Origin of the sequence: Sulfurospirillum diekertiae, from assembly GCF_002309535.1 — a bacterium.
GTDB classification, from domain to species: Bacteria; Campylobacterota; Campylobacteria; order Campylobacterales; family Sulfurospirillaceae; genus Sulfurospirillum; species Sulfurospirillum diekertiae.
Window position 1 is genome coordinate 650,266 of the sequence record NZ_CP023275.1, and the last position, 19,564, is coordinate 669,829.

Annotated in this window: 19 protein-coding genes; 4 read left to right on the forward strand and 15 right to left on the reverse strand. The window is 37.5% G+C overall.

Going from position 1 to position 19,564, the window contains the following annotated elements; all coding sequences use genetic code 11:
- The 14 genes from SJPD1_RS03385 to gatC all read right to left on the reverse strand — a co-directional run bounded on the left by SJPD1_RS03385 (position 1) and on the right by gatC (position 15,739).
- Positions 1 to 2,199 carry a sensor domain-containing protein gene (locus tag SJPD1_RS03385; RefSeq protein WP_168171308.1) on the reverse strand — a complete coding sequence of 733 codons (2,199 nt, stop codon included), beginning with the start codon at positions 2,197 to 2,199 and terminating at the stop codon, positions 1 to 3.
- A 134-nt stretch (positions 2,200 to 2,333) separates the two neighbouring features.
- Positions 2,334 to 4,148, reverse strand: a complete 1,815-nt coding sequence (locus SJPD1_RS03390; RefSeq protein ID WP_168171309.1) for a methyl-accepting chemotaxis protein — start codon at positions 4,146 to 4,148, stop codon at positions 2,334 to 2,336.
- Between the two features lie 169 nt (positions 4,149 to 4,317).
- Positions 4,318 to 5,958: a fatty acid--CoA ligase gene (locus tag SJPD1_RS03395; protein ID WP_096045966.1), complete on the reverse strand. Its 1,641-nt coding sequence runs from the start codon at positions 5,956 to 5,958 to the stop codon at positions 4,318 to 4,320.
- 20 nt (positions 5,959 to 5,978) lie between these two features.
- Positions 5,979 to 6,770 carry a shikimate dehydrogenase gene (locus tag SJPD1_RS03400; protein ID WP_096045967.1) on the reverse strand — a complete coding sequence of 264 codons (792 nt, stop codon included), beginning with the start codon at positions 6,768 to 6,770 and terminating at the stop codon, positions 5,979 to 5,981.
- 8 nt (positions 6,771 to 6,778) lie between these two features.
- On the reverse strand, positions 6,779 to 8,191 hold the full coding sequence (locus tag SJPD1_RS03405) for an anthranilate synthase component I family protein (protein ID WP_096045968.1): 1,413 nt from the start codon (positions 8,189 to 8,191) through the stop codon (positions 6,779 to 6,781).
- Position 8,192: 1 nt separating this feature from the next.
- A complete protein-coding gene (locus SJPD1_RS03410) occupies positions 8,193 to 8,942 on the reverse strand; it encodes an SPOR domain-containing protein (protein ID WP_096045969.1) in 750 nt (249 codons plus the stop codon).
- A 24-nt stretch (positions 8,943 to 8,966) separates the two neighbouring features.
- Complete coding sequence (locus tag SJPD1_RS03415) at positions 8,967 to 9,509, reverse strand: DUF1882 domain-containing protein (RefSeq protein WP_087437904.1); 543 nt, start codon at positions 9,507 to 9,509, stop codon at positions 8,967 to 8,969.
- Between the two features lie 8 nt (positions 9,510 to 9,517).
- Complete coding sequence (locus SJPD1_RS03420; protein ID WP_096045970.1) at positions 9,518 to 10,765, reverse strand: serine hydroxymethyltransferase; 1,248 nt, start codon at positions 10,763 to 10,765, stop codon at positions 9,518 to 9,520.
- A 2-nt stretch (positions 10,766 to 10,767) separates the two neighbouring features.
- The gene (gene lysS / locus SJPD1_RS03425; protein WP_096047781.1) at positions 10,768 to 12,288 is read right to left on the reverse strand and encodes a lysine--tRNA ligase; all 1,521 of its coding nucleotides are present in this window, start codon (positions 12,286 to 12,288) and stop codon (positions 10,768 to 10,770) included.
- Positions 12,289 to 12,304: 16 nt separating this feature from the next.
- Positions 12,305 to 12,772, reverse strand: coding sequence for a Fur family transcriptional regulator (locus SJPD1_RS03430; RefSeq protein ID WP_096045971.1), 468 nt, complete (start codon positions 12,770 to 12,772; stop codon positions 12,305 to 12,307).
- Positions 12,773 to 12,783: 11 nt separating this feature from the next.
- On the reverse strand, positions 12,784 to 13,317 hold the full coding sequence (locus SJPD1_RS03435; protein ID WP_096045972.1) for a CvpA family protein: 534 nt from the start codon (positions 13,315 to 13,317) through the stop codon (positions 12,784 to 12,786).
- Positions 13,318 to 14,265: a GGDEF domain-containing protein gene (locus SJPD1_RS03440; protein WP_096047782.1), complete on the reverse strand. Its 948-nt coding sequence runs from the start codon at positions 14,263 to 14,265 to the stop codon at positions 13,318 to 13,320.
- Between the two features lie 90 nt (positions 14,266 to 14,355).
- Positions 14,356 to 15,423, reverse strand: a complete 1,068-nt coding sequence (locus tag SJPD1_RS03445) for a type IV pilus twitching motility protein PilT (protein WP_096045973.1) — start codon at positions 15,421 to 15,423, stop codon at positions 14,356 to 14,358.
- Positions 15,424 to 15,448: 25 nt separating this feature from the next.
- Positions 15,449 to 15,739 carry an Asp-tRNA(Asn)/Glu-tRNA(Gln) amidotransferase subunit GatC gene (gatC, locus tag SJPD1_RS03450; protein ID WP_096045974.1) on the reverse strand — a complete coding sequence of 97 codons (291 nt, stop codon included), beginning with the start codon at positions 15,737 to 15,739 and terminating at the stop codon, positions 15,449 to 15,451.
- A gap of 151 nt (positions 15,740 to 15,890) precedes the next feature.
- Here gatC and SJPD1_RS03455 point away from each other — a divergent pair, with 151 nt between their 5' ends.
- From SJPD1_RS03455 to hisG, 4 genes are all read left to right on the forward strand, one after another.
- Entirely contained in the window at positions 15,891 to 16,472 is a 582-nt protein-coding gene (locus tag SJPD1_RS03455) for a hypothetical protein (protein ID WP_087437910.1), read from the forward strand.
- On the forward strand, positions 16,472 to 17,482 hold the full coding sequence (locus SJPD1_RS03460; protein ID WP_096045975.1) for an outer membrane protein assembly factor BamB family protein: 1,011 nt from the start codon (positions 16,472 to 16,474) through the stop codon (positions 17,480 to 17,482). Before SJPD1_RS03455 ends, SJPD1_RS03460 begins: the two co-directional genes overlap by 1 nt.
- Positions 17,483 to 17,825: 343 nt before the next feature.
- Positions 17,826 to 18,449, forward strand: a complete 624-nt coding sequence (locus tag SJPD1_RS03470; protein WP_096045977.1) for a type III pantothenate kinase — start codon at positions 17,826 to 17,828, stop codon at positions 18,447 to 18,449.
- 105 nt (positions 18,450 to 18,554) lie between these two features.
- Positions 18,555 to 19,178, forward strand: coding sequence for an ATP phosphoribosyltransferase (gene hisG / locus SJPD1_RS03475; protein ID WP_096045978.1), 624 nt, complete (start codon positions 18,555 to 18,557; stop codon positions 19,176 to 19,178).
- On the opposite strand, the gene SJPD1_RS03480 is transcribed toward hisG, so the two are convergent.
- Complete coding sequence (locus SJPD1_RS03480; RefSeq protein WP_191342077.1) at positions 19,179 to 19,559, reverse strand: response regulator; 381 nt, start codon at positions 19,557 to 19,559, stop codon at positions 19,179 to 19,181.
- Positions 19,560 to 19,564: the final 5 nt, after the last annotated feature.

The following is a 19,564-nucleotide window of genomic DNA, read 5'->3' on the forward strand; positions in this document are numbered from 1 at the left end:
TCAATCTGTCTTTGTTTCATTGAAAAATTTATAATTATTTTTTCCTAATTGTTTGGCACTGTACATAGCCTTGTCTGCTTGCAAGATGAGTTCATCCGCCTCAAGCGTATCGCAAGGGTAGAAACTAACACCCAGGCTTGCCGAAATATAAAGATCAATCCCATTAACAACGATCACCTCTTGTATGGTTTCTAAAATTCTGACAAGAATGGCTTCGCACTCTTTTGGCTCTTTAAGATGGGTCAGTAGTGCTACGAATTCGTCGCCACCTAAGCGAGCGATGGTCTCATTCTGACGAATCAGTTTGGTAATGCGCTCAGCCACAATAATGAGTAACTCATCTCCAATGCTATGACCATAGGTATCGTTGACTCCTTTAAAGCCATCAAGATCAATATAGACAACAGCAAAATAAGTATGATAGCGCTGTGCTTCGGCAATAGCTTGATGGAGCCTATCCCAAAATAAAATACGATTGGGAAGAGAAGTTAGAACATCATGTTGGGCAAGGTGTTCTAATGCTTTTTCATGTTCTTTGATGGTGGATATATCAGTAAAAAGTGCTACAAAATGTTGAACTTCTCCTTCGCTGTCTTTAACGGCACTAATGTTTAACATTTCAGCAGTTAAGCTACCATCTTTACGACGGTTCCATATTTCCCCTTGCCAGTTGCCTTTTGTAAAAATACTGTGCCACATTTGTGTATAAAAACTGTTTTCATGTCTTCCTGATTTTAAGATGCGAGGGTTATGTCCAATGATCTCGGATGCTTCAAAACCAGAGTTCCGAATGAAAGCCTCATTCGCTTCAATAATTGTGCCTTGTGGATCGGTAATAATAATTCCCTCTTTTGCGTGGGTAAAAACGTTGGCTGCAAGTTGTACTTTGGAATCGCTGGTGCTTTTATCAATTACAAGGGCAATAAATTGCACTTCATCTTCCACGAGTTTGATTTCTCTAGGCGTAAGATTTTGCTGTTGCAAAGAACAAATGATTAAAAGACCAAGAGGTTTTTTAAGTGCTGAAAAAATAGGATTTATCCAACATGTTTGGGTAGCATCGGATAAAAAACATTGAAACGCTTCATCTGCACACCAGTGTTGATTTTTTATGTCACTGAGCAAGATAGGTTCAGATTGAAGTTGCATGAGATGATTCAAAAATGGAGTGTTGTTTTGTGACGTCTTTATCAGTGCCATACTCAGGTCTTGAAGCTCTTTGGATGTAGCACCAAGTGTTAGTTTTGTGATGGTTTCATCAAAGAGTAAAATACTGCATCCAATACGGCGGTAGTGTATGGATTCAATGCCTCCAATCATTACATGTAAAATGGTTGAGAGGGGTGAAGTGTTTACCATCATCTGTAAAATTTGTTTATGGTGTTGTTCGCATTCTTGGATGTACTTACGTTCGTCAATGTCTGCTAGCACACCAACAAGTCCTAGCTCTCTGCCTTTGTCGTCGTAAAAACGTTTGCCTTCGAGGTTTCCCCAAAAACTTGTACCATCCTTGCGACAATAGATCCGTTCTAAATCTACGGATGATATGCTACTACCAAGAAGTGATAGCATCTTAGTCCGGCCGATCTCTTTTTCGCTGGGATGGATGAGTTCAACATACTCTTTGCCAATGAGTTCCTCAAGAGGGTATAAAAACATTTCAGCCATGCGTCGATTGGCATGAATGATATAGCCTTCAAGGTTGACTAAGAAGATCGCAACACTAGAGGTATCCATGATTTGTTTGAAGAGGATTTCTTGTTTAGCAAGATTTTCATTGACTGCATCTAACTGCTTTTCTGTTTCTTTTCGCATAGTGATATCATGTATGATTGAAAAAAGAACTCTTTTCTTACCTAACGTAATAGGTGTTGAATAAACTTCAACATCTTTTATTTCATTGTTGGCAAGCTTGTGTTGAAAGGTAAAGTAGTTACGCTCTTCCATGAGAGCACGTTGTCGTTCTTGATGTACCTCATTGGGAGGGAGTGTATTAAATGAAGCAACAGACATTCCCACAAGATGATCTAGTGGATACCCATAGAACTGTGCTGCAGCTTTATTGGCGTTAATAATCTCTCCGCTGTGAGGATCAATGAGAAGCATAACGGAACTACTATCATCAAAAAATCGGTAGAGGGCATTATATGTGTTGTCTGATAAAAATAAAGTATCAAAAAATGTGCTAAACAGACTCATTGTACCCTCTGTTGAGAAATATAACATCTAAAATAATATTAGTGTAACATAAAATTTGTAATGTTTGGTTGTAGAATCGACAGCAGCTCAATAGATATATTTTAATAAAAATAGAAAATTAAAAAGAGAGGAGTTTAGCCCCTCTTTGCTTCCTCTACCATATGATCTAAAATTGTGAAGAGCTCTTTACTTTTTGTCTCGACAATTTTAAAATTATTTAGAATTTCCTCAGATTTTTCCACACAATTATTGTTTTTAATACAGGCTAAAGAGGCATATATTTTATCATGAACATTTTGATGCGGTGATGCAAGGAGCGCATAACTTGGGACATTTTCAAAGGCTTTTTTACCATCTCCATGTTCATACCATTTTCCTAACCTACACTGGTGATGATCACTAAATGTTGTTTTTTCTTCATTATGGAAAATTGAGTTGTACGCTTTAAGTTTGAAAATAATATGATCAAGCTTAGCAAGTTCAATGAAAATATCGTAAGAGATAAGAAGATTTTCTTGGCGTATGGCATCAGCATTGTCTGTAAGTTCACTTAAAGCTTGCCTGAAGAGATCAACTTGCGAAACAGTGTCTTTGACGTAAACTTCCGTACTTTCGCTACTTTCTACCATCGTTTCGGCATTTTGCTTCAAAATATTGATCGTGGCTTCTACTTCTGTAGTTGCTTTTTGGGTACGTTCTGCAAGTTTTCGAACTTCATCCGCAACAACCGCAAAGCCACGACCATGTTCCCCTGCACGCGCTGCCTCAATTGCAGCATTCAGTGCAAGAAGATTGGTTTGATCTGAAATATCTTTAATCAGGGCAATGACCTGTGCAATTTCATCGGTACTATGAGTGACGCTATCGGCATTTTTTCGCGTATCGTTAATTCTCTCAACGATATGTTCCATTGCGCCTATAATTTGATCGGTATTTTGGTGCACATTTTTAACGACTAAAGAAGTTTTATCATTGAGTTGCAAAATATTTTGTAATGTTTCTATCGTTGTTTGCATCGTTTGTTGAATATCCGTACTTCCGTGAATGGCTCCCTCACTCATTAAATCGGTTAATGAAATCATTAATTGTGAATGAGCCATATGTTGGTTAATTTCAGTGTGAGCCTCTTTGATCTTACTCTCTTCTAATTGAGCAAGATGAACAATTTGTTCAAATTTATCAAAAAGGCGATTAAAATTTTGGGACGTTTGAGCAATCTCATCTTGTGACTCTATAGGTAAACGGCTAGAGAGATCGCCTTGTTCCGATGCTAATGAGGCAGCAATAGTCTTAAGGCGGTTGATATTTTTAAGAATAATGGTGTTGGTAAACCCTAAAGCTGCGAGCAAAATAATAATACCAATTAAAGCAGTCAAGGCCATTGTCGCAAAGCCTTTTTGAAGGACATCATTTGATATATTTTCATCGGCTTCAGCTTGTTGATTTGCCATAATCACAAGTTGATCAATATATTGACGATGTATGTCATAGTATTTTTGTAGATCGCCTTCTAACAATGCTCGTGCTTCTTGTATATTGCCTTTTTCAATGGCAGGAATGAATTTTTTTTCAGTAAGGTCAAAATAACTCAATGCTGAGTTTTTAATCTCCTTTAAAACCAAATTTTTCATACGTGATTCAAGATTACTCTGATCCCAATAGCTTTGACGATCGGTAAAATCTTTTTTAAGGGCATCCAGTTTGGCTTTAAGAGTAGAAATCTGTTCGGGTGTGCTATTCAGGAGCTCATAAGTAACAAGGCGAGTTTCAAGGATGTACTCTGGAGGTGGGAGAATATCGGCTAAAAGGTCTTTTGAAAGAATAATTTTTTCGTAGAGGTTACCTTTGATTTGTACCGTTTGAATCGTCATAAAAGAGACACCAATAACAAGTATCACCACCAAGGAGCTAATGAACGCAGAAATAATTAATCGTAGTTTAATCGTCATAAAGAAGCCTTTTGTAAAAAAATTCATCGAGAACAAAGAAGGCAATAAAAATAATATGCATAAATTATTCCTTATAAAATTAAATTAAAATTTTATTGATCAATAGTGATTCTTAAGAATGTTAAAAGTGAAGGATAGGACGTTTACATGTAAACGTCCTAGAAGTTTTTTAATGCGCGTATTTTTTACGGAGTTCTTTTTTATCGACTTTCCCAATGCTCGTTTTATCGATGCTTTCTACAAATTTTATTTTTAAAAGCATACTCTCACGCGCCATAATACCTTTTTTAATAAACTCTTTGGCATGAAGAAGGAGTTCTTTTTCGCTAATGGCTTTACTTGAGTCGATCACCACAAGAGCAAGAGGTCTCTCTCCCCATTTTTCATCGTCAATGCCAATAACCGCAACTTCTTTCACAAAAGCATGTTGGTTAATAATATCTTCAAGCTCCAAAGACGAGACCCATTCGCCTCCCACTTTGATAATGTCTTTGACGCGATCAGTGATTTTAATATAGCCTTTTTCATCAACATTGGCCATATCGCCTGTGTGTAAATAACCACCACTCCAAAGAATTTCAGAGTTTTTTTGATCTTTAAAATAGCCTTGACTCAGCCAAGGAGAACGCACAACGATTTCACCGGTGCTCATTCCATCGCGAGGAAGCGGTTGCATCTGTTCATTCACAATTTGCATTTCCACAAGACCCATAGGGCGACCCGTTTTGATGCGAATATCGCTTTGGGCATCATCATCCAGCGCTAACATCTCAGGGGTGAGTTGTGCCACACTTAAAATAGGGCAGGTCTCGCTCATACCATAGCCTGTGAACATGTCAATGCCTCTTGAGAGTGCCTCTTTACACATTGACTTAGGAAGCGATGCTCCACCGATCATCACTTTCCATCCTTTGAGATTTACCTCATTAATTTTAGGTGAGTTGAAAAGCATGTGCATGATGGTTGGAACACAATGAGAGAAGGTAACGCCTTCTTTGTCAATGAGGTCTAAAAGCACGTCTGGCATATAACGTCCTGGATAGACTTGTTTGACGCCCAACATGGTTGCGACATAAGGCAATCCCCACGCATGGACGTGAAACATCGGGGTAATGGGCATATACACATCCCCTTGATGAAAACTACCTTGTTTTGGGGCACTTCCAAGTGTGGAAAGCGCGCCTAACGTATGCAAAACAAGTTGGCGATGGGTAAAGTAAACACCTTTGGGGAGACCCGTTGTTCCTGTGGTATAAAAGGTTGTTGCACGAGTATTCTCATCGAAGTCTGGAAAATCAAATGTATCGGCACTTTGCGCAAGCAGTTGCTCGTATTCGCCTTTTACATGTAAAGAGGTTGGGGGGATTTTACCATCATCTGAGAGAACAATAAAAGCATCAATATCGAGTCTTCCTTTAATCTGCTCTAAGGTGGGAAGAAGATCCGTGTGTGCCAAGATGACATCATCTTCAGCGTGATCAATCGTATAGAGAATCTGCTCAGGAGCGAGTCTAATATTGATGGTATGAAGAATAGCACCTAACATGGGAATAGCAAAATAGCATTCCAAATAACGATGGGAGTCATAGTCCATAACAGCAACGGTATCACCTGCTTTGACTCCTATAGAGGTTAACATATTGGCTAGTTGATGAACGCGTTTTTTAAAGGTCGCATAGGTAAAGCGCTTATCGCTACGATAGACAATCTCTTGGTTCGGATCAAAATAGATAGGAGCATTTAGAATATTTTTTATCAGTAGCTGATAATCATGTGCGTAAGGGTTATTGAGTGTTTTTTCGAGCTGCACGAGCTCTCCTTTAGTAAGATTTAGATATCAAAAGCAGGGCGCATCAATGATTCGATCATTTTAACGTCGTAGTGTTGAGAGAAGAAAAGGTTAAAGGCAAATACGCCTTGGTAAAGAAGCATATCTTTACCATCTTTACATGTAAGACCATAATTTTTTGCAAGTTCTAAAAAGGGCGTTGGTTTATTATAAATAACGTCAAATACATATTTTGAATGTGCAAAAATATTTTTTAAGAGTTCTGGTTCACAAGGGTACTCTTCATCTTTAAGACCTGCAGAAGTGGTATTGATGATGAGATCATAAGGCAGAGGAGTGAATGTCTGCCATGTTTTACATGTAAAGCCTTTCGCTTCAAAAAAGGAAAGCCTAGAAGCTGAGCGGTTGAGGATTGTTGTTTCAATCTGATGTGCTTTTAAAATAATAGCAATGGCTTTAGCCGTTCCACCTGCACCCAAAATCAGGGCATTGCGAATATAGCCAAAGGGCTTAATTGCCTCGTAAAATCCTTCTGCATCGGTGTTGTATCCAATGACACGTGTGCCTTCTCGAACGAGTGTATTGACTGCACCAATCTCTTTTGCAATGCCTCTCACTTCATCACATTGGGCAAAGGCGGTCTCTTTATGGGGAACGGTGACATTGGCACCTTCTAATTTCATTGCATGAAACGTTGCCATGAGTTTTTCGGGGTCTGTAATGGCTTTGCGAATATAACAGCCATCAAGTTTTAAAGCTTGCAATACGGTGTTATGCAATCTTGGGGAAATAGAGTGTGCAACAGGATAACCAAAAATACTAAAGAGTAACATGTGAAGCGTTACTCCCTAAGATCGTCAAGAGAGCTTGTCATTGCGCCTAGTTTATTGGTCACTTCGAGGTATTCAAGCTCAGGCTTGCTATCTGCCACAATGCCACCACCCGCTTGGAAAATAATCTTTTCATCATCCAAATACGCGGTGCGAATCATAATACAGCTGTCCATATTGCCATCAAACCCAAAATAACCTGCTGCCCCGCTATAAAAGCTACGTTTTAAGCCTTCAAAATCGCTAATGAGTTCCATAGCACGAATTTTAGGTGTTCCTGTCATCGTGCCTGCAGTAAAAGTTGCGGCAAAAAGATCGAACATGTCATATTTGACATCGAGGATTGCTTCAATATCTGTAACCATATGCATGACATGAGAATAGCGTTCTACACGCATCATCTCTTTGACTTTGACGCTGCCGACTTTTGCAACACGACCAAGATCATTACGACCTAAGTCAATGAGCATCAAATGCTCCGCTCTCTCTTTTTCATCACTGAGCATCTCTTTTTCATAGGCGATATCTTTTTCATACGTAGATCCACGTTTACGTGTTCCCGCAATAGGGCGCAATGTAATGCGTCCATCTTTTAGTCCAACCATAACTTCAGGAGAACTACCGATAATAGCAAAGTTGGGATACGAGAGATAAAACATATAAGGAGATGGATTCTTTTGACGTAAAATTCGGTAGAAGCTAAGACGATCAATATGCGCGTATTGTGTAAAGCGATTGGACATTAAAATTTGAAAAACATCGCCACTGCGTATCATCTCTTTGGCTTGTGCAACCATATCAAAAAAGTGCTCTTTGGAGAGTGCAAATGAGCTTTTGCTTTTATCGACAAGCGCTGTTTGAATAGGAATATGAATGTGCGGCTCTTTCAGTGTCGCTTCAATCAAATCCAGTTGCTCTGCAATACTTGGTACAAAGGTTGTTAAGATAAGCGTGTTGGTTTTATGCGAAAAGGTACAAACGAGTTTTGGACGCATTAAGTCAACTTCTGGGATATGAAGCTCGTCTTTAAGCCCATCCATGTGAGATCTCAATCGTGGCTCAAAAATTTTTACTGCATCGTACCCAATGTAGCCGATAAAGCCATCAACAAAACCTACTCCTAGCTCTTTAGTATAGGTTTGATAGAGCGTTTTATCGAGCTCTGCATAGCGCTTTTTCAAAAAAGTAAAAGGATTGGATCCTAAATTATGTGAAACACCTTCTTCATCAATATGGATGCTAACATCGTCTTGGTGAATCACACGCTCACGTGCGCCAATAAAAAGAAAGCTAAAGTTGCCATCGTTGTTGTTGATAGCACTTTCAAACAAAAAACAGAGCTCACCTTCAAAATATCGTTGCAATTTTGCAAAGATTGTGATGGGGGTGAGCTGATCAAAAAGAATTTTACGAGAGCTTAGCACCTTATTTTACCCTATAAATAAATGCGTTTTTATTGACACTAGAACGAATGAGGCTAAGAGCATTTTCGGCTTCAGCAGACGTTGCATAAGGTCCAATAAGGAGTTTAACCACTTTATTACCATTGACGACAGTTGCATATGTCTTGCAATCAAATCCTTTTGATTTGATGTCACTGAGTTGCTTTGCATCAGGAGCTGTCGCAACTGCACCGACTTGAACATAAATACCAGGAGAAACCGTACTACTACCGCTTGTTGTAGAAGGCGTACTTGGCGCTACTTCGGTACTACGGAGCATTTGCTGAGGTTTAGCCGCTTCTTTTTTAGGCTCTTCTTTCACTTTTGCAGGAGCAGGTTCTTTGACAGGTGTCGTAGCAGTAGGCGTTGTCGTTGTTGTCTCTTTAGGTTTAACGTCACTTCCTTTGGCATCTTCTTGTTTTTGTGCTTCTTTATCTTTAAGGGTTTTGATCATATCTTCAAAACTCTCTTTTTTAGGGTTCTCCTCAATAATTGGCACTTGTTTAAAGAGCTGGTCATCCTTAGGAATTTGCGTCTCTTGCGTTGGCTCAGGTGGTAAAATTAGTTTAGAAGTGTCTTTCCCTTGATCTTTGTTTGCTACTTTCATACTTGCAAGTGCGACAAGAAATACAAGAATCAAAAAAGCAACCAAAATAAGGATACGTTTCATCTTAACGGTTTTATTGTCTCCTTTTTCTAAGACAATATCACTTAATTCATTTCTATTTTCCATCGGTTCTCCTTAGAATGATGTTGACTACATATGCTTCGACCAAGAAGCGCCTCGCTCTTTTTGGTACAAGTCATAAGGCAGTGCCAAAATATTAAACTCTTTTGGAAGCTCTTGCGTTGGGAACATTCTCCATTCGCGCGGAAGCTTTTGAGAGAGCTTTGCTGAAAGCATTTTAGCGATCTGATACCCCTCTTGCAAGGTAGTATGACCTTTATGAACATACAGATGTAGATGACCCTCTGTTTTACTTTTATACGCAGTAAAATTGATGAATCCCTCTTCTCTAAGCAAAAGTTGTGCCCTATGCCAAAATCGCTCGGTATTTCTTCCATTATAGTCAAAAACAATATTTTCGACTTTGTCAAAGTTATTAATCAGTGAATGAGCAACTGTAATTTTTCCATCAAGATGATCTTTGATGATACTGTTGTTCAAAGGCTGATCAATTCGCTCATATTTATCAAAAAAGACTCTCCCTCCAAAATCGATTTTTTGGACAATAGCGTCACGCTTGATCCAATAGTGGTCGGTAATCATTTTGATGAGAGAGACGTCAATGTTATACATAATTTCCCTTAATAGGTTGGTCTGTCATAAATAATAAAGTTACTTGCTAACGTTTTCATTTCAGCTTTGATCTTTACATGTAAAGCTTCATCGTTGATATTATCGAGTACATCAGCAATTTTGTTGGCAATGATTTCAAACTCTTTTTCTTTCATACCACGTGCTGTAAGAGCAGGGGATCCAATACGAACACCACTGGTCACAAATGGGCTTCGTGTCTCGCCTGGTACGGTATTTTTATTAACGGTAATGCCTGCACGTCCAAGTGCTAAGTCAGCCTCTTTACCACTAAACTCTTTGTTTAAGAACGAAACGAGTACGAGATGGTTATCGGTACCACCACTGACGATGTCATAGCCTCTTTTAATCAGCACATCGGCCAAAACTTTTGCATTGGCACGTACTTGTTTTGCGTATGTTTTCCATTCTGGTTTTAGGTTTTCAGCAAAACCAACGGCTTTAGCTGCAATCACATGCACCAATGGACCGCCTTGAATTCCTGGGAAGATCGCGCTATTGATTTTCTTAGCGATCTCTTCATCGTTGGTAAGAATGATACCGCCACGAGGTCCACGAAGCGTTTTATGCGTTGTTGATGTGACAACATGACAGTGTGGGAATGGACTTGGATGTTCGCCGCCTGCGACTAAACCAGCAACGTGTGCGATATCGGCAAAAAGATACGCACCCACTTCGTCTGCAATTTCCCTAAATTTTGCAAAATCAAGTTCTCTTGGGTAGGCACTTGCGCCACACACGATTATTTTAGGTTTAACGATATGGGCAATTTCTCTTACTTTATCATAGTTGATGCGACCATCAAGCTCAACGCCATAAAAGAAGCTTGAATAGGTTTTGCCTGAACTACTCACTTTAGCACCGTGTGTTAAGTGTCCGCCGTGGCTTAAATCCATACCTAAAATTTTATCAAATGGATTTAAAAGCGCTTGGTAAACACCTTGATTGGCTTGGCTACCTGAGTTTGGCTGAACGTTTGCATAGGTACAACCAAAAAGTTTACAGACTCTATCAATGGCAAGTTGCTCAACAGCATCAGCAAATTCGCAACCACCGTAATAGCGTTTACCAGGATAACCTTCAGCGTATTTGTTGGTAAACACACTGCCCATCGCTTCCATAACAGCAGGATAGGTGAAATTTTCACTGGCAATCATTTCTAAATGATCACATTGGCGATTTAACTCTTTTACCGTTAGGTCGTAAATAACAGGGTCAACAGTTTTTAAAATACTCATTTTTATTCCTCGTCTTTTTGTGTTTGTTCATCGGCATCACCAAGTGGTTTCATTGCTGGGAACAGAATAACATCTTTAATCGACAACTCATTGGTGAGTAACATCGTTAAACGATCAATCCCTAGCCCTTGACCCGCAGTTGGTGGTAAACCGTAGCCTAGAGCATAGACATAATCTTCATCCATTTCATGGGCTTCATCGTCACCTGCATTTTTAGCCTGCAACTGTTTTGAAAATCGTTCATATTGATCGATAGGATCATTAAGTTCGTTAAATCCATTGGCGATCTCTCGCCCGGCAATGAAGAGCTCAAAACGCTCTGCAATGTTTGGATTGATTTCGCTTCGACGTGCAAGTGGGCTGATTTCAATTGGATAATCAATGATAAAAGTTGGATTGATGAGTTTTTCTTCAACAAACAGATCAAAAAGTTCTTCATAGAGTTTGCCAAGGTTTAAATTCGCGTCAACACTCAAACCTTTATCTATAATATATTTCGTAATTTGGGCACAATCATCAAGAATTTCATCTGGAACGCCACCGATTTCACTTAGAGCAGTTCTAAAAGCAATTTTTTGGAATGGTTTTGAAAAATCAATTTCCAAATCTCCATAAGGAAGTTTGCGTGGAAGTTTAAGTTTCTTTAACAACACATCAAACATCTCTTCGGTGAGGCGCATTAAATCATGGTAATTATGGTATGCCCAGTAAAATTCGATCATGGTAAATTCAGGGTTGTGTGTTTGATCCATGCCTTCATTTCTGAAGTTACGGTTGATTTCAAAGACGGATTCAAAACCACCGACGACAAGGCGTTTGAGGTAAAGTTCTGGTGCAATTCTTAGGTAGCGATCAACTCCTAAAGCATTATGGCGCGTAATGAACGGTTTTGCATTTGCTCCACCTGCGATGGGGTGCATCATAGGAGTTTCAACTTCTAGAAAGTCACGTTCTTCAAAGAAATGACGAATTTCACTGACAATTTTACTTCTAATTTTAAAAGTTTTACGTACATCAGGGTTCATAATCATGTCAAGGTAACGTTTGCGATAACGTAACTCTTTATCTTGGAGACCATGAAACTTTTCAGGAAGAGGTACTATTGACTTGGTTGCGACTTCCAATGACTTTACATGTAAAGAAAGTTCACCTGTTTTTGTGACAAAAGGAAAACCTGTGACACTGATAATATCACCGACTTCAACCAGTTTTTTAGCTTCATCAAACCATGCATCACCAATAGACTCGCGACTGAAATAGATTTGAAGCACACCTTGCTCATCTTCAATTTTTGCAAAAGCGGCTTTTCCCATATGGCGTAAAAATTTGATACGTCCCACAACTGTATTGTTCTTGTTCTCATCGCGTTTGAGTTCACTCTCTGCAACATATTCGTAGCACTCTAAAAACTCTTTGGTGCTGGTGTCTTTGATAATATTATGCCTATAAGGGTTATGTCCAAGGGCATGTAGCGCCTTTCCCTTTTCGATGCGTTGTTGTTGGTATTGGTCTTGAAATATCAAAATATCGTCCTCTTTTCTAATGTTTGCTTTTTTGTGCACACTCTTTGCAAAGACCACGCAGTTGCATTAAATGGCTGGTAATGATGAAATGGTTTGCTTGCGCAATTTCAAGTTGTAGTTGTTCGATTTTATCATTTTGAAATTCGATAATCAGCCCGCAGTTTTTGCAGATCATATGATCATGGTGGGGTTTATTGGCAAGTTCAAATTTTTTACCGGCAACACCAAATGAGATCGATGTGACCATGTGAGACTCTTCAAGCAGATTCAGTGTACGATAGACCGTAGCAATCCCAATATTAAGCTCTGGATACGTACTTCGAAGAAAAATATAGAGATCTTCGGGTGTAAAGTGCTCATCTTTTTCATAGAGTGTTTTTAAGACGACTTCACGTTGCTTGGTAAATTTTAAACTATTGTTTTTCAATAACTCTTTAAAGTTTGAGAGTAAGGAGTTATATTCAAGATTTTCAAACGTACTCATCATGACCTCTTTTAAGGGTTAGTTTTCTCTTTAGGTTGCAAATTCTCAAACATGGTGTTGGTATCAAGTTTGACAATGTATTTGCCAGTTTCTAAAAAGAGTGGAAACATCATGCTGTTAGCAACGTAGGGTTCAATTCTTGATTTAATGAATTCAATATTGGTTAATGTGACTGCCAAAACAGAAAAAACTAAAAATATTTTCATGCTGCCTATGACAAAACCAGCCAATTTATCAAACATACTAAGCCCACTCAGACTCAAGGCTTGCGCAATAAGATAGCCTAAAAAGATACACGTAATCCAAAAAACAATCAAAACCGCAATAAATCCAAAAAGGTATAAAGATGCTTGATTGTTAAATGCAAAAATATGATCACTAATCATTTTACCTGCTTCATGCGCATAACGCGAAGCAAAGTAGATACCACCAATAATGCCTAAGAGACCAAAAACCTCTTTTACAAATCCATTAATAATGCCCTTAATTCCCAATATCAGCACTAAGGCAAGAGATATAAGGTCAAACATCGAAAAATTTGCCATTTAATGTGCGCTCCTAAAACAGTTTTTACCACTTTTTTTGGCTTCGTAGAGCGCTTTGTCCGCTGTATCCAAAAGCTCGTCGGCACTCATCGTGCGTTTATGAGAACAAATGCCTGCACTCAGTGTTAGATGGATATCATGATTTTTATACAGTAATTTACTATCGCTTGTCTCTTTGATAATGCGATCAACGATTTTCGTGGCTTCATCAAAAGAGGTTCGGTTCAAAATAACGACAAATTCTTCACCACCGTATCGATAGATACGTGTTCCCCGTCTAAGTGAATTTTGAATCAGCTTGGATAGAAAGATTAAGGTTTTATCGCCGGCAATATGGCCAAACGAGTCATTGATTTGTTTAAAATCATCGGCATCGAACATGACAAGATGCATATCCATATCTCTATCTCTACCAACACTCAGTAGTTCTTCTAAGTCTTTAACAAGAACTCTTCTGTTATGGGCTTTCGTTAGAGGGTCAATGTTGGATTCACGTTCTAAACGTTCTACTTCTAGTTTGAGTTTAGCAATTGTTTCATCGGCAGCTTGAAGTTCATGTAAAATTTTACCTTGAAAGTTATCAAAAGCCTGTAGAACTTGATGTGTATCGACACTCTCATAATCTTTTTTGATATTGTCAATATTGATAGATGTTTCATCTGAAATAAATTTAAGGTTATCATTCGTTTTTACAAACTCTTCTAACCCTTTTTTCATTAAACCAAAGCAAGTTTCACTCACCATTTCTTCTTGTTGTGCATTGGAAAAAAGGTAACTATGCTTTTTTGTAAGGTCCATCAACTCTGTATCACCGCTTTTTTGCAGTGTCTCAACAAACGTATCGTGATAATATTTTGGATAAGGAGGGATGTTTAAACTTTTAAGCTTTGCAAATGTCTCTTCCGCAAGCTGAAAAACCATTTCTGCGATATGATTATTGTTGTTCATTTCCATAGGTGCCTTTTTACCCATTTTATTTTAGAGTTTTTAATGCTTTAGTATAGCTTGAATAAGCTGTAATATTAGTAAAATTGCTTATTACATCCCCATATTGTTGAGAAGTTCTTGTGGCTGGGTAGAGTAACGTATGGCATCATCTTTCGTAATAAGATTGGCTCTAAGGCTTTTCATCATTGCTTGTGTTTGAGTAATCATGCCTGTTTTTTGTTGGTTAAGCTGCATTTGAGAGTAAATCTGATGAATTTTATTTTCACGAATTAAGTTGGCAATAGCTGAATTATTAATCATAACTTCATGGATCGCAACCCTTCCTCCTCCGACTTTTGGAAGCAAACTTTGCGAAATGACAGCATACAAAGATGTTGCAAGCATATTACGTACTTGTACCTGCTCAGCTCCTTCAAAACTATCAACAATTCTATTGATGGTTTGAACTGCTGAATTAGTATGAAGTGTTCCTAAAACCAAGTGTCCTGTTTCTGCAGCCGTAATGGCCGTACTGATGGTCTCTTGGTCACGCATTTCACCCACAAGGATAATATCGGGATCTTCACGAAGTGAAAATTTGAGTGCTCTGGCAAAACTTTTAGTGTCTTCACCTACATTTCGATGTGAAAAAAGACATTTTTTATTGGTATGAATAAATTCAACAGGATCTTCAATGGTAATGACATGGCGGTGCTCAAAGAGGTTAACTTCATTTAAAAGTGCTGCTAGTGTCGTTGATTTACCACTCCCTGTCGGTCCAGTGACCAGAATGAGCCCTTTTTCTCTCTGAACAAGTTCTTTAAAAACAATAGGAGCATTGAGATCATCTAAGGAAGGGATATCAATAGGGATAATTCTAAAGGCTGCTGCAAGTTCGCTGTTAATTGTGTAATAATAGTTGGCACGAAAACGACCAATATCTGGGAACATGATTGCAAAATCAAGCTCTTTTTCTTCTTCAAGTTTTTTCTTTTGCTTATCGGTAATAAGCGTATAACAGAGCTCTTCAATCGTTGTCCCATTTAGCTTTTCCATATCAAGTGGCACAAGTTTCCCATCAATTCTAATTTGTGGTTCGCTACGTCCAACAAGATGTAAATCTGACGCTTTATAGGCTACCACGTTTTTTAATAATGCTTTGATATTGAGTGAGCTCATCTTTTAATTCCCCTTCAAATAAACGTTATTCAATGATTTTTGGAACGACAAAAAAGCCACTTTCACTATGTGGTGCATGTTGTAAAATAGTTTTAATAATTTCATGATTTACACTAGGGATATCTTCACGAAATGGTGTACCCCCTGCAAGTGTTGTAAAGGTTGCTTCTTCACTATCAAGCGTAAGTTCATTAAGATTTTCAACAAAAGAGACAATTTCACTCAGTTGATTAATGACACCTTCTCTCTTTTCATTGCTAATTTTTAAAGAGGAGAGTTTTTCCAATTTTTGAAGTAGTTCATTATCAATTTTCATGGTTTAAAATCCTTAAATCTTTTGAAAGGTAATTATAGCAAATTCTCTTTTGGTGGATACTGAAACGATAGTAGACTTCTATTAGTCCCTTTTTATATTTCTTGTGATAAACTTTGCCATGTTTTTAAAAATCGCTTATTAAGGATAGTGTTTGGGACTTAAAGAGAATATTCAAGCGGTCAAAGAAGAAATTAGCACTGAAGAGCAATTCCTTGAGGGAATGATCAAAGGAGAGCGTTTTTTTAATCGCAATAAAAAATATATTATCTCGGCATTAGTGCTTGTAGCTTTGGGTGCTGGATGGTATGCTATCAATGACATCATGTCGCAACAGCGTTTAAAAGTTTCAAATGAAGCGTATCAAGCTCTATTAAAAGATGCTAACAATACGACAGCACTTGAAACACTTAAAGCAAAAAATCCAAAGTTGTATACGATGTTTATTTTTGAAACAGCACTGGTGAAAGGTGATACTGAAGCACTTAAAACAGTCTCTCTTTCTAAAGAAAATCCTATTTTAGCGGATTTGGCAACCTATCAGCTTTCTCAACTTGATCTTAATGCAACACCAAAAGGGGAATTATTGGCAGGCATGGTGCTTCTTCAAGAGGGATATGATTTACTCAAAGATAAGAAAATAGAAGAGGCGAGGTTGAAATTTGCTCAGATTGATGCAAATTCACCACTTAAACAGATTGCAAAAAATCTAGAACACTATCAAGGTTTGAAATAATGAGATACGCAAAAATTGCCTTTTCACTTTTGGCTTTATTAATGGTTGTAAGCGGCTGTGGTACAAAACGACAATACTTTGAACCAGAATCACTTGCTGGAAAAGTTAGTTATGATGATTCATTACCAGGAACAATTATAGATGCAGTAAGAGATGGTGCGACATTGTCTAATGGTCAAGTTATAAATAAAAGCGGTCTAACAAATATCATTTTACCAGAAGGGTTTGTTTACCTTTCTGAAGATAAAGGTCGTTATGTTGCGGCTTCTAAGTGTGGTGCCGTACAAATTGTTGATGCCAGTAAAAAAGTTCTTTTTTCTAAAGAATGTAGTGTAGCTGTAGCTTCTGCAGCGCTCAAAGGAAATCTTTTAGCACTTGTTTTAGGTTCTAATGAACTTGTCATCATTGATATTAATGATGGCAAAGAGATGATGCATTTAAGACAAGATAACGTGTATGTTTTAGATTCTCGTATTGCTTCTCCGTATTTTTTGGGTGATTTAATTGTTTTCCCAACACTTGATGGTAAATTGTTGATTGTTGATCAACAAACTAAAAAACCAATCCGTGATGTTGTTGTAAGTAATGAAAAGTTTTTTGGGAATATTATTTATCTTCAAGTTTTAGGGGATCGTTTGGTCGCTGCAACAAAAAGTAAAGTTGTCTCCATTAGTCCAAAAGCTATCAGCTTTTTAGAGACGGATGTTAAAGATGTGATTGTTCTTGAAAATCGTATCTTTGTTTTCACTAAAGATGGACGTGTCATTCTTACCGATGCAGATCTTAAAACACTTAAAGAGCGCAAATTTCCATTTGCAACATTTGCTGGAACTATTTACGGTGATTTTATTTACATGATTGAAAAAGGTGGCTATGTCATTGCAACAGACTTAGATCTCATCTCAACAAATGTTTATAAACTTCCTGACAGTATAGAAAGTCATGTGTTTACAACAGGTGATGCGCTTTATTATAAAAATCACTTTTTCAAGCTAAATCGTAAGAAATAAGAGTTGGATTTAATACCACTATGAAGGAGATGTTAGAACGTATTTGTAACAAACAGGTCGTTTTTACATCTCTAGAAATGGTGGATCCCAAAATAGTGCTCCATACTCGTAAAAAACTTGCTATCTTTTGTGGTACTGATCGCAAATCTTTTTATCACTTAATTTTTCATTCCCAACAAAAGAGTCGTTTTCTTATGAAACACGTACAAGAAATTATTGAATTTACGTGTGCATTAGAATTACATTTCCAGCATGCCTATAAGTATAAGCACTTATTAGTACAAGCACCCGTATGTTCAAAGGCAGCACTCTTACTTCATGAAAATGGTTGGAAGGTTTATGAATGATTTTATGTGATATTGGTAACTCAAATGCAGATTTTTATCAAGATGGTAAAGTATGGACAATACCGCATAAACAATTTAAAGAGTTTGTAGCTACAGAAAAAGTTTATTATATTAGTGTTAGTGAAGCTCTCAAAACTACACTTCAGTCGAAAAATAATTTTATTGATTTGGAACCTTTCTTCGAGTTTGATACGATTTATCAAGGCATGGGAATTGACCGTATTGCTGCGTGTTCAACAATAAGGGATGGTATGATTGTCGATGCAGGAAGTGCAATAACAGTTGATATCATGTCAGGAGGAATGCACTTAGGAGGCTTTATTTTGCCAGGGCTTAGTGCCTATGAGAAGTGTTATGCTTCCATTTCACCTCGTCTTATGCTTCCCATTAATCCAAGTATATCACTTGATGCACTACCGCAGAAGACGAATGATGCTATTTCATATGGTGTTATTAAATCAATTATCATGCTTTTAGAAATTACATGTAAAGATAAAAGAATTTTTTTTACAGGTGGTGATGGAAAATTTTTCTCTAAATTTTTCAGTAATGCGATTTTTGATCGTACGCTGATTTTTAGGGGAATGCTCAAAACTATCAAAGAAGCACATTTAGAATAGTAGAAATTTCTGCCTCGTTAGAGGCAAGCTTTAGGGCCACAGCAGCAGAGCGTAGGTTTTTTGGCTTTGCCTGAGACCGTAATTAAAAATAGAAAAGGGAAAAGAATGTTAACAGTGGCATTGCCAAAGGGCAGAATTGCAGAAGAGACTTTAGAAATTTTTGAGAAAATTTTTGGAACAGCATTTCGTTTTGATGATCGTAAATTGATTTTAGAAGCAGATGGTTTTCGATTTTTATTGGTTCGAAATCAGGATGTTCCAGCTTATGTTTTGCATCAATCTGCAGATATTGGAGTAGTTGGCTTGGATGTGTTAGAAGAAAAAGATGAGGATCTTTTACGTTTGCTTGATCTTGGTATTGGAAAATGTAAAGTATGTGTTGGGATTCAAGAGGGTAAATCAATTGATTATAGTGCTCCAGAACTAAAAGTTGCTACAAAAATGACTAATATTACACAAAAATATTTTTCTAAAAAAGCAATGGCTGTTGATATTATTAAACTGTATGGCTCTATCGAATTAGCGCCTCTTGTAGGGCTATCAGATGTGATCGTTGATATTGTAGAAACAGGTAGTACAATGAAGCAAAATGGACTTAAGGTTGTTGAAACAATTTTAGATTCTTCAGCGTATTTAATTGCAAATAAAAATAGTTTTATTGAAAAGAAAGAGGAAATTACTTCATTGTATTATAAGATAAATGAAGTGATACAAAAACGTAGTTGCTGATCAAAATAGATCAGCAACTTTTGCTATTTTACTGCTAAGTTCATGCTCTCTAATAGGTTTGACTAAAAAATCAAAAGCTCCATGATCAAAGGCTTCATGTTTACGAGTTTCATCAGTAGTTAAAACAATGACAGGAAGTTTTTTAAATTCTATCATAGATTGAATATTCGTTAAAAATTCAATACCATCCATAACAGGCATTTTGATATCAAGTAATACGAGATCAATATCTCCTTGCATCTTTAAGAGATTGATAGCATCTAATCCATTGGTAGCTTCGATAATAACACCAACATGTGCATTCTTGCGCAGCATTGAACTAATGAGCTTGAGATTAATAAAATCATCATCAACTGCTAAAATCTTTAATTGTTTTCCCATCATAT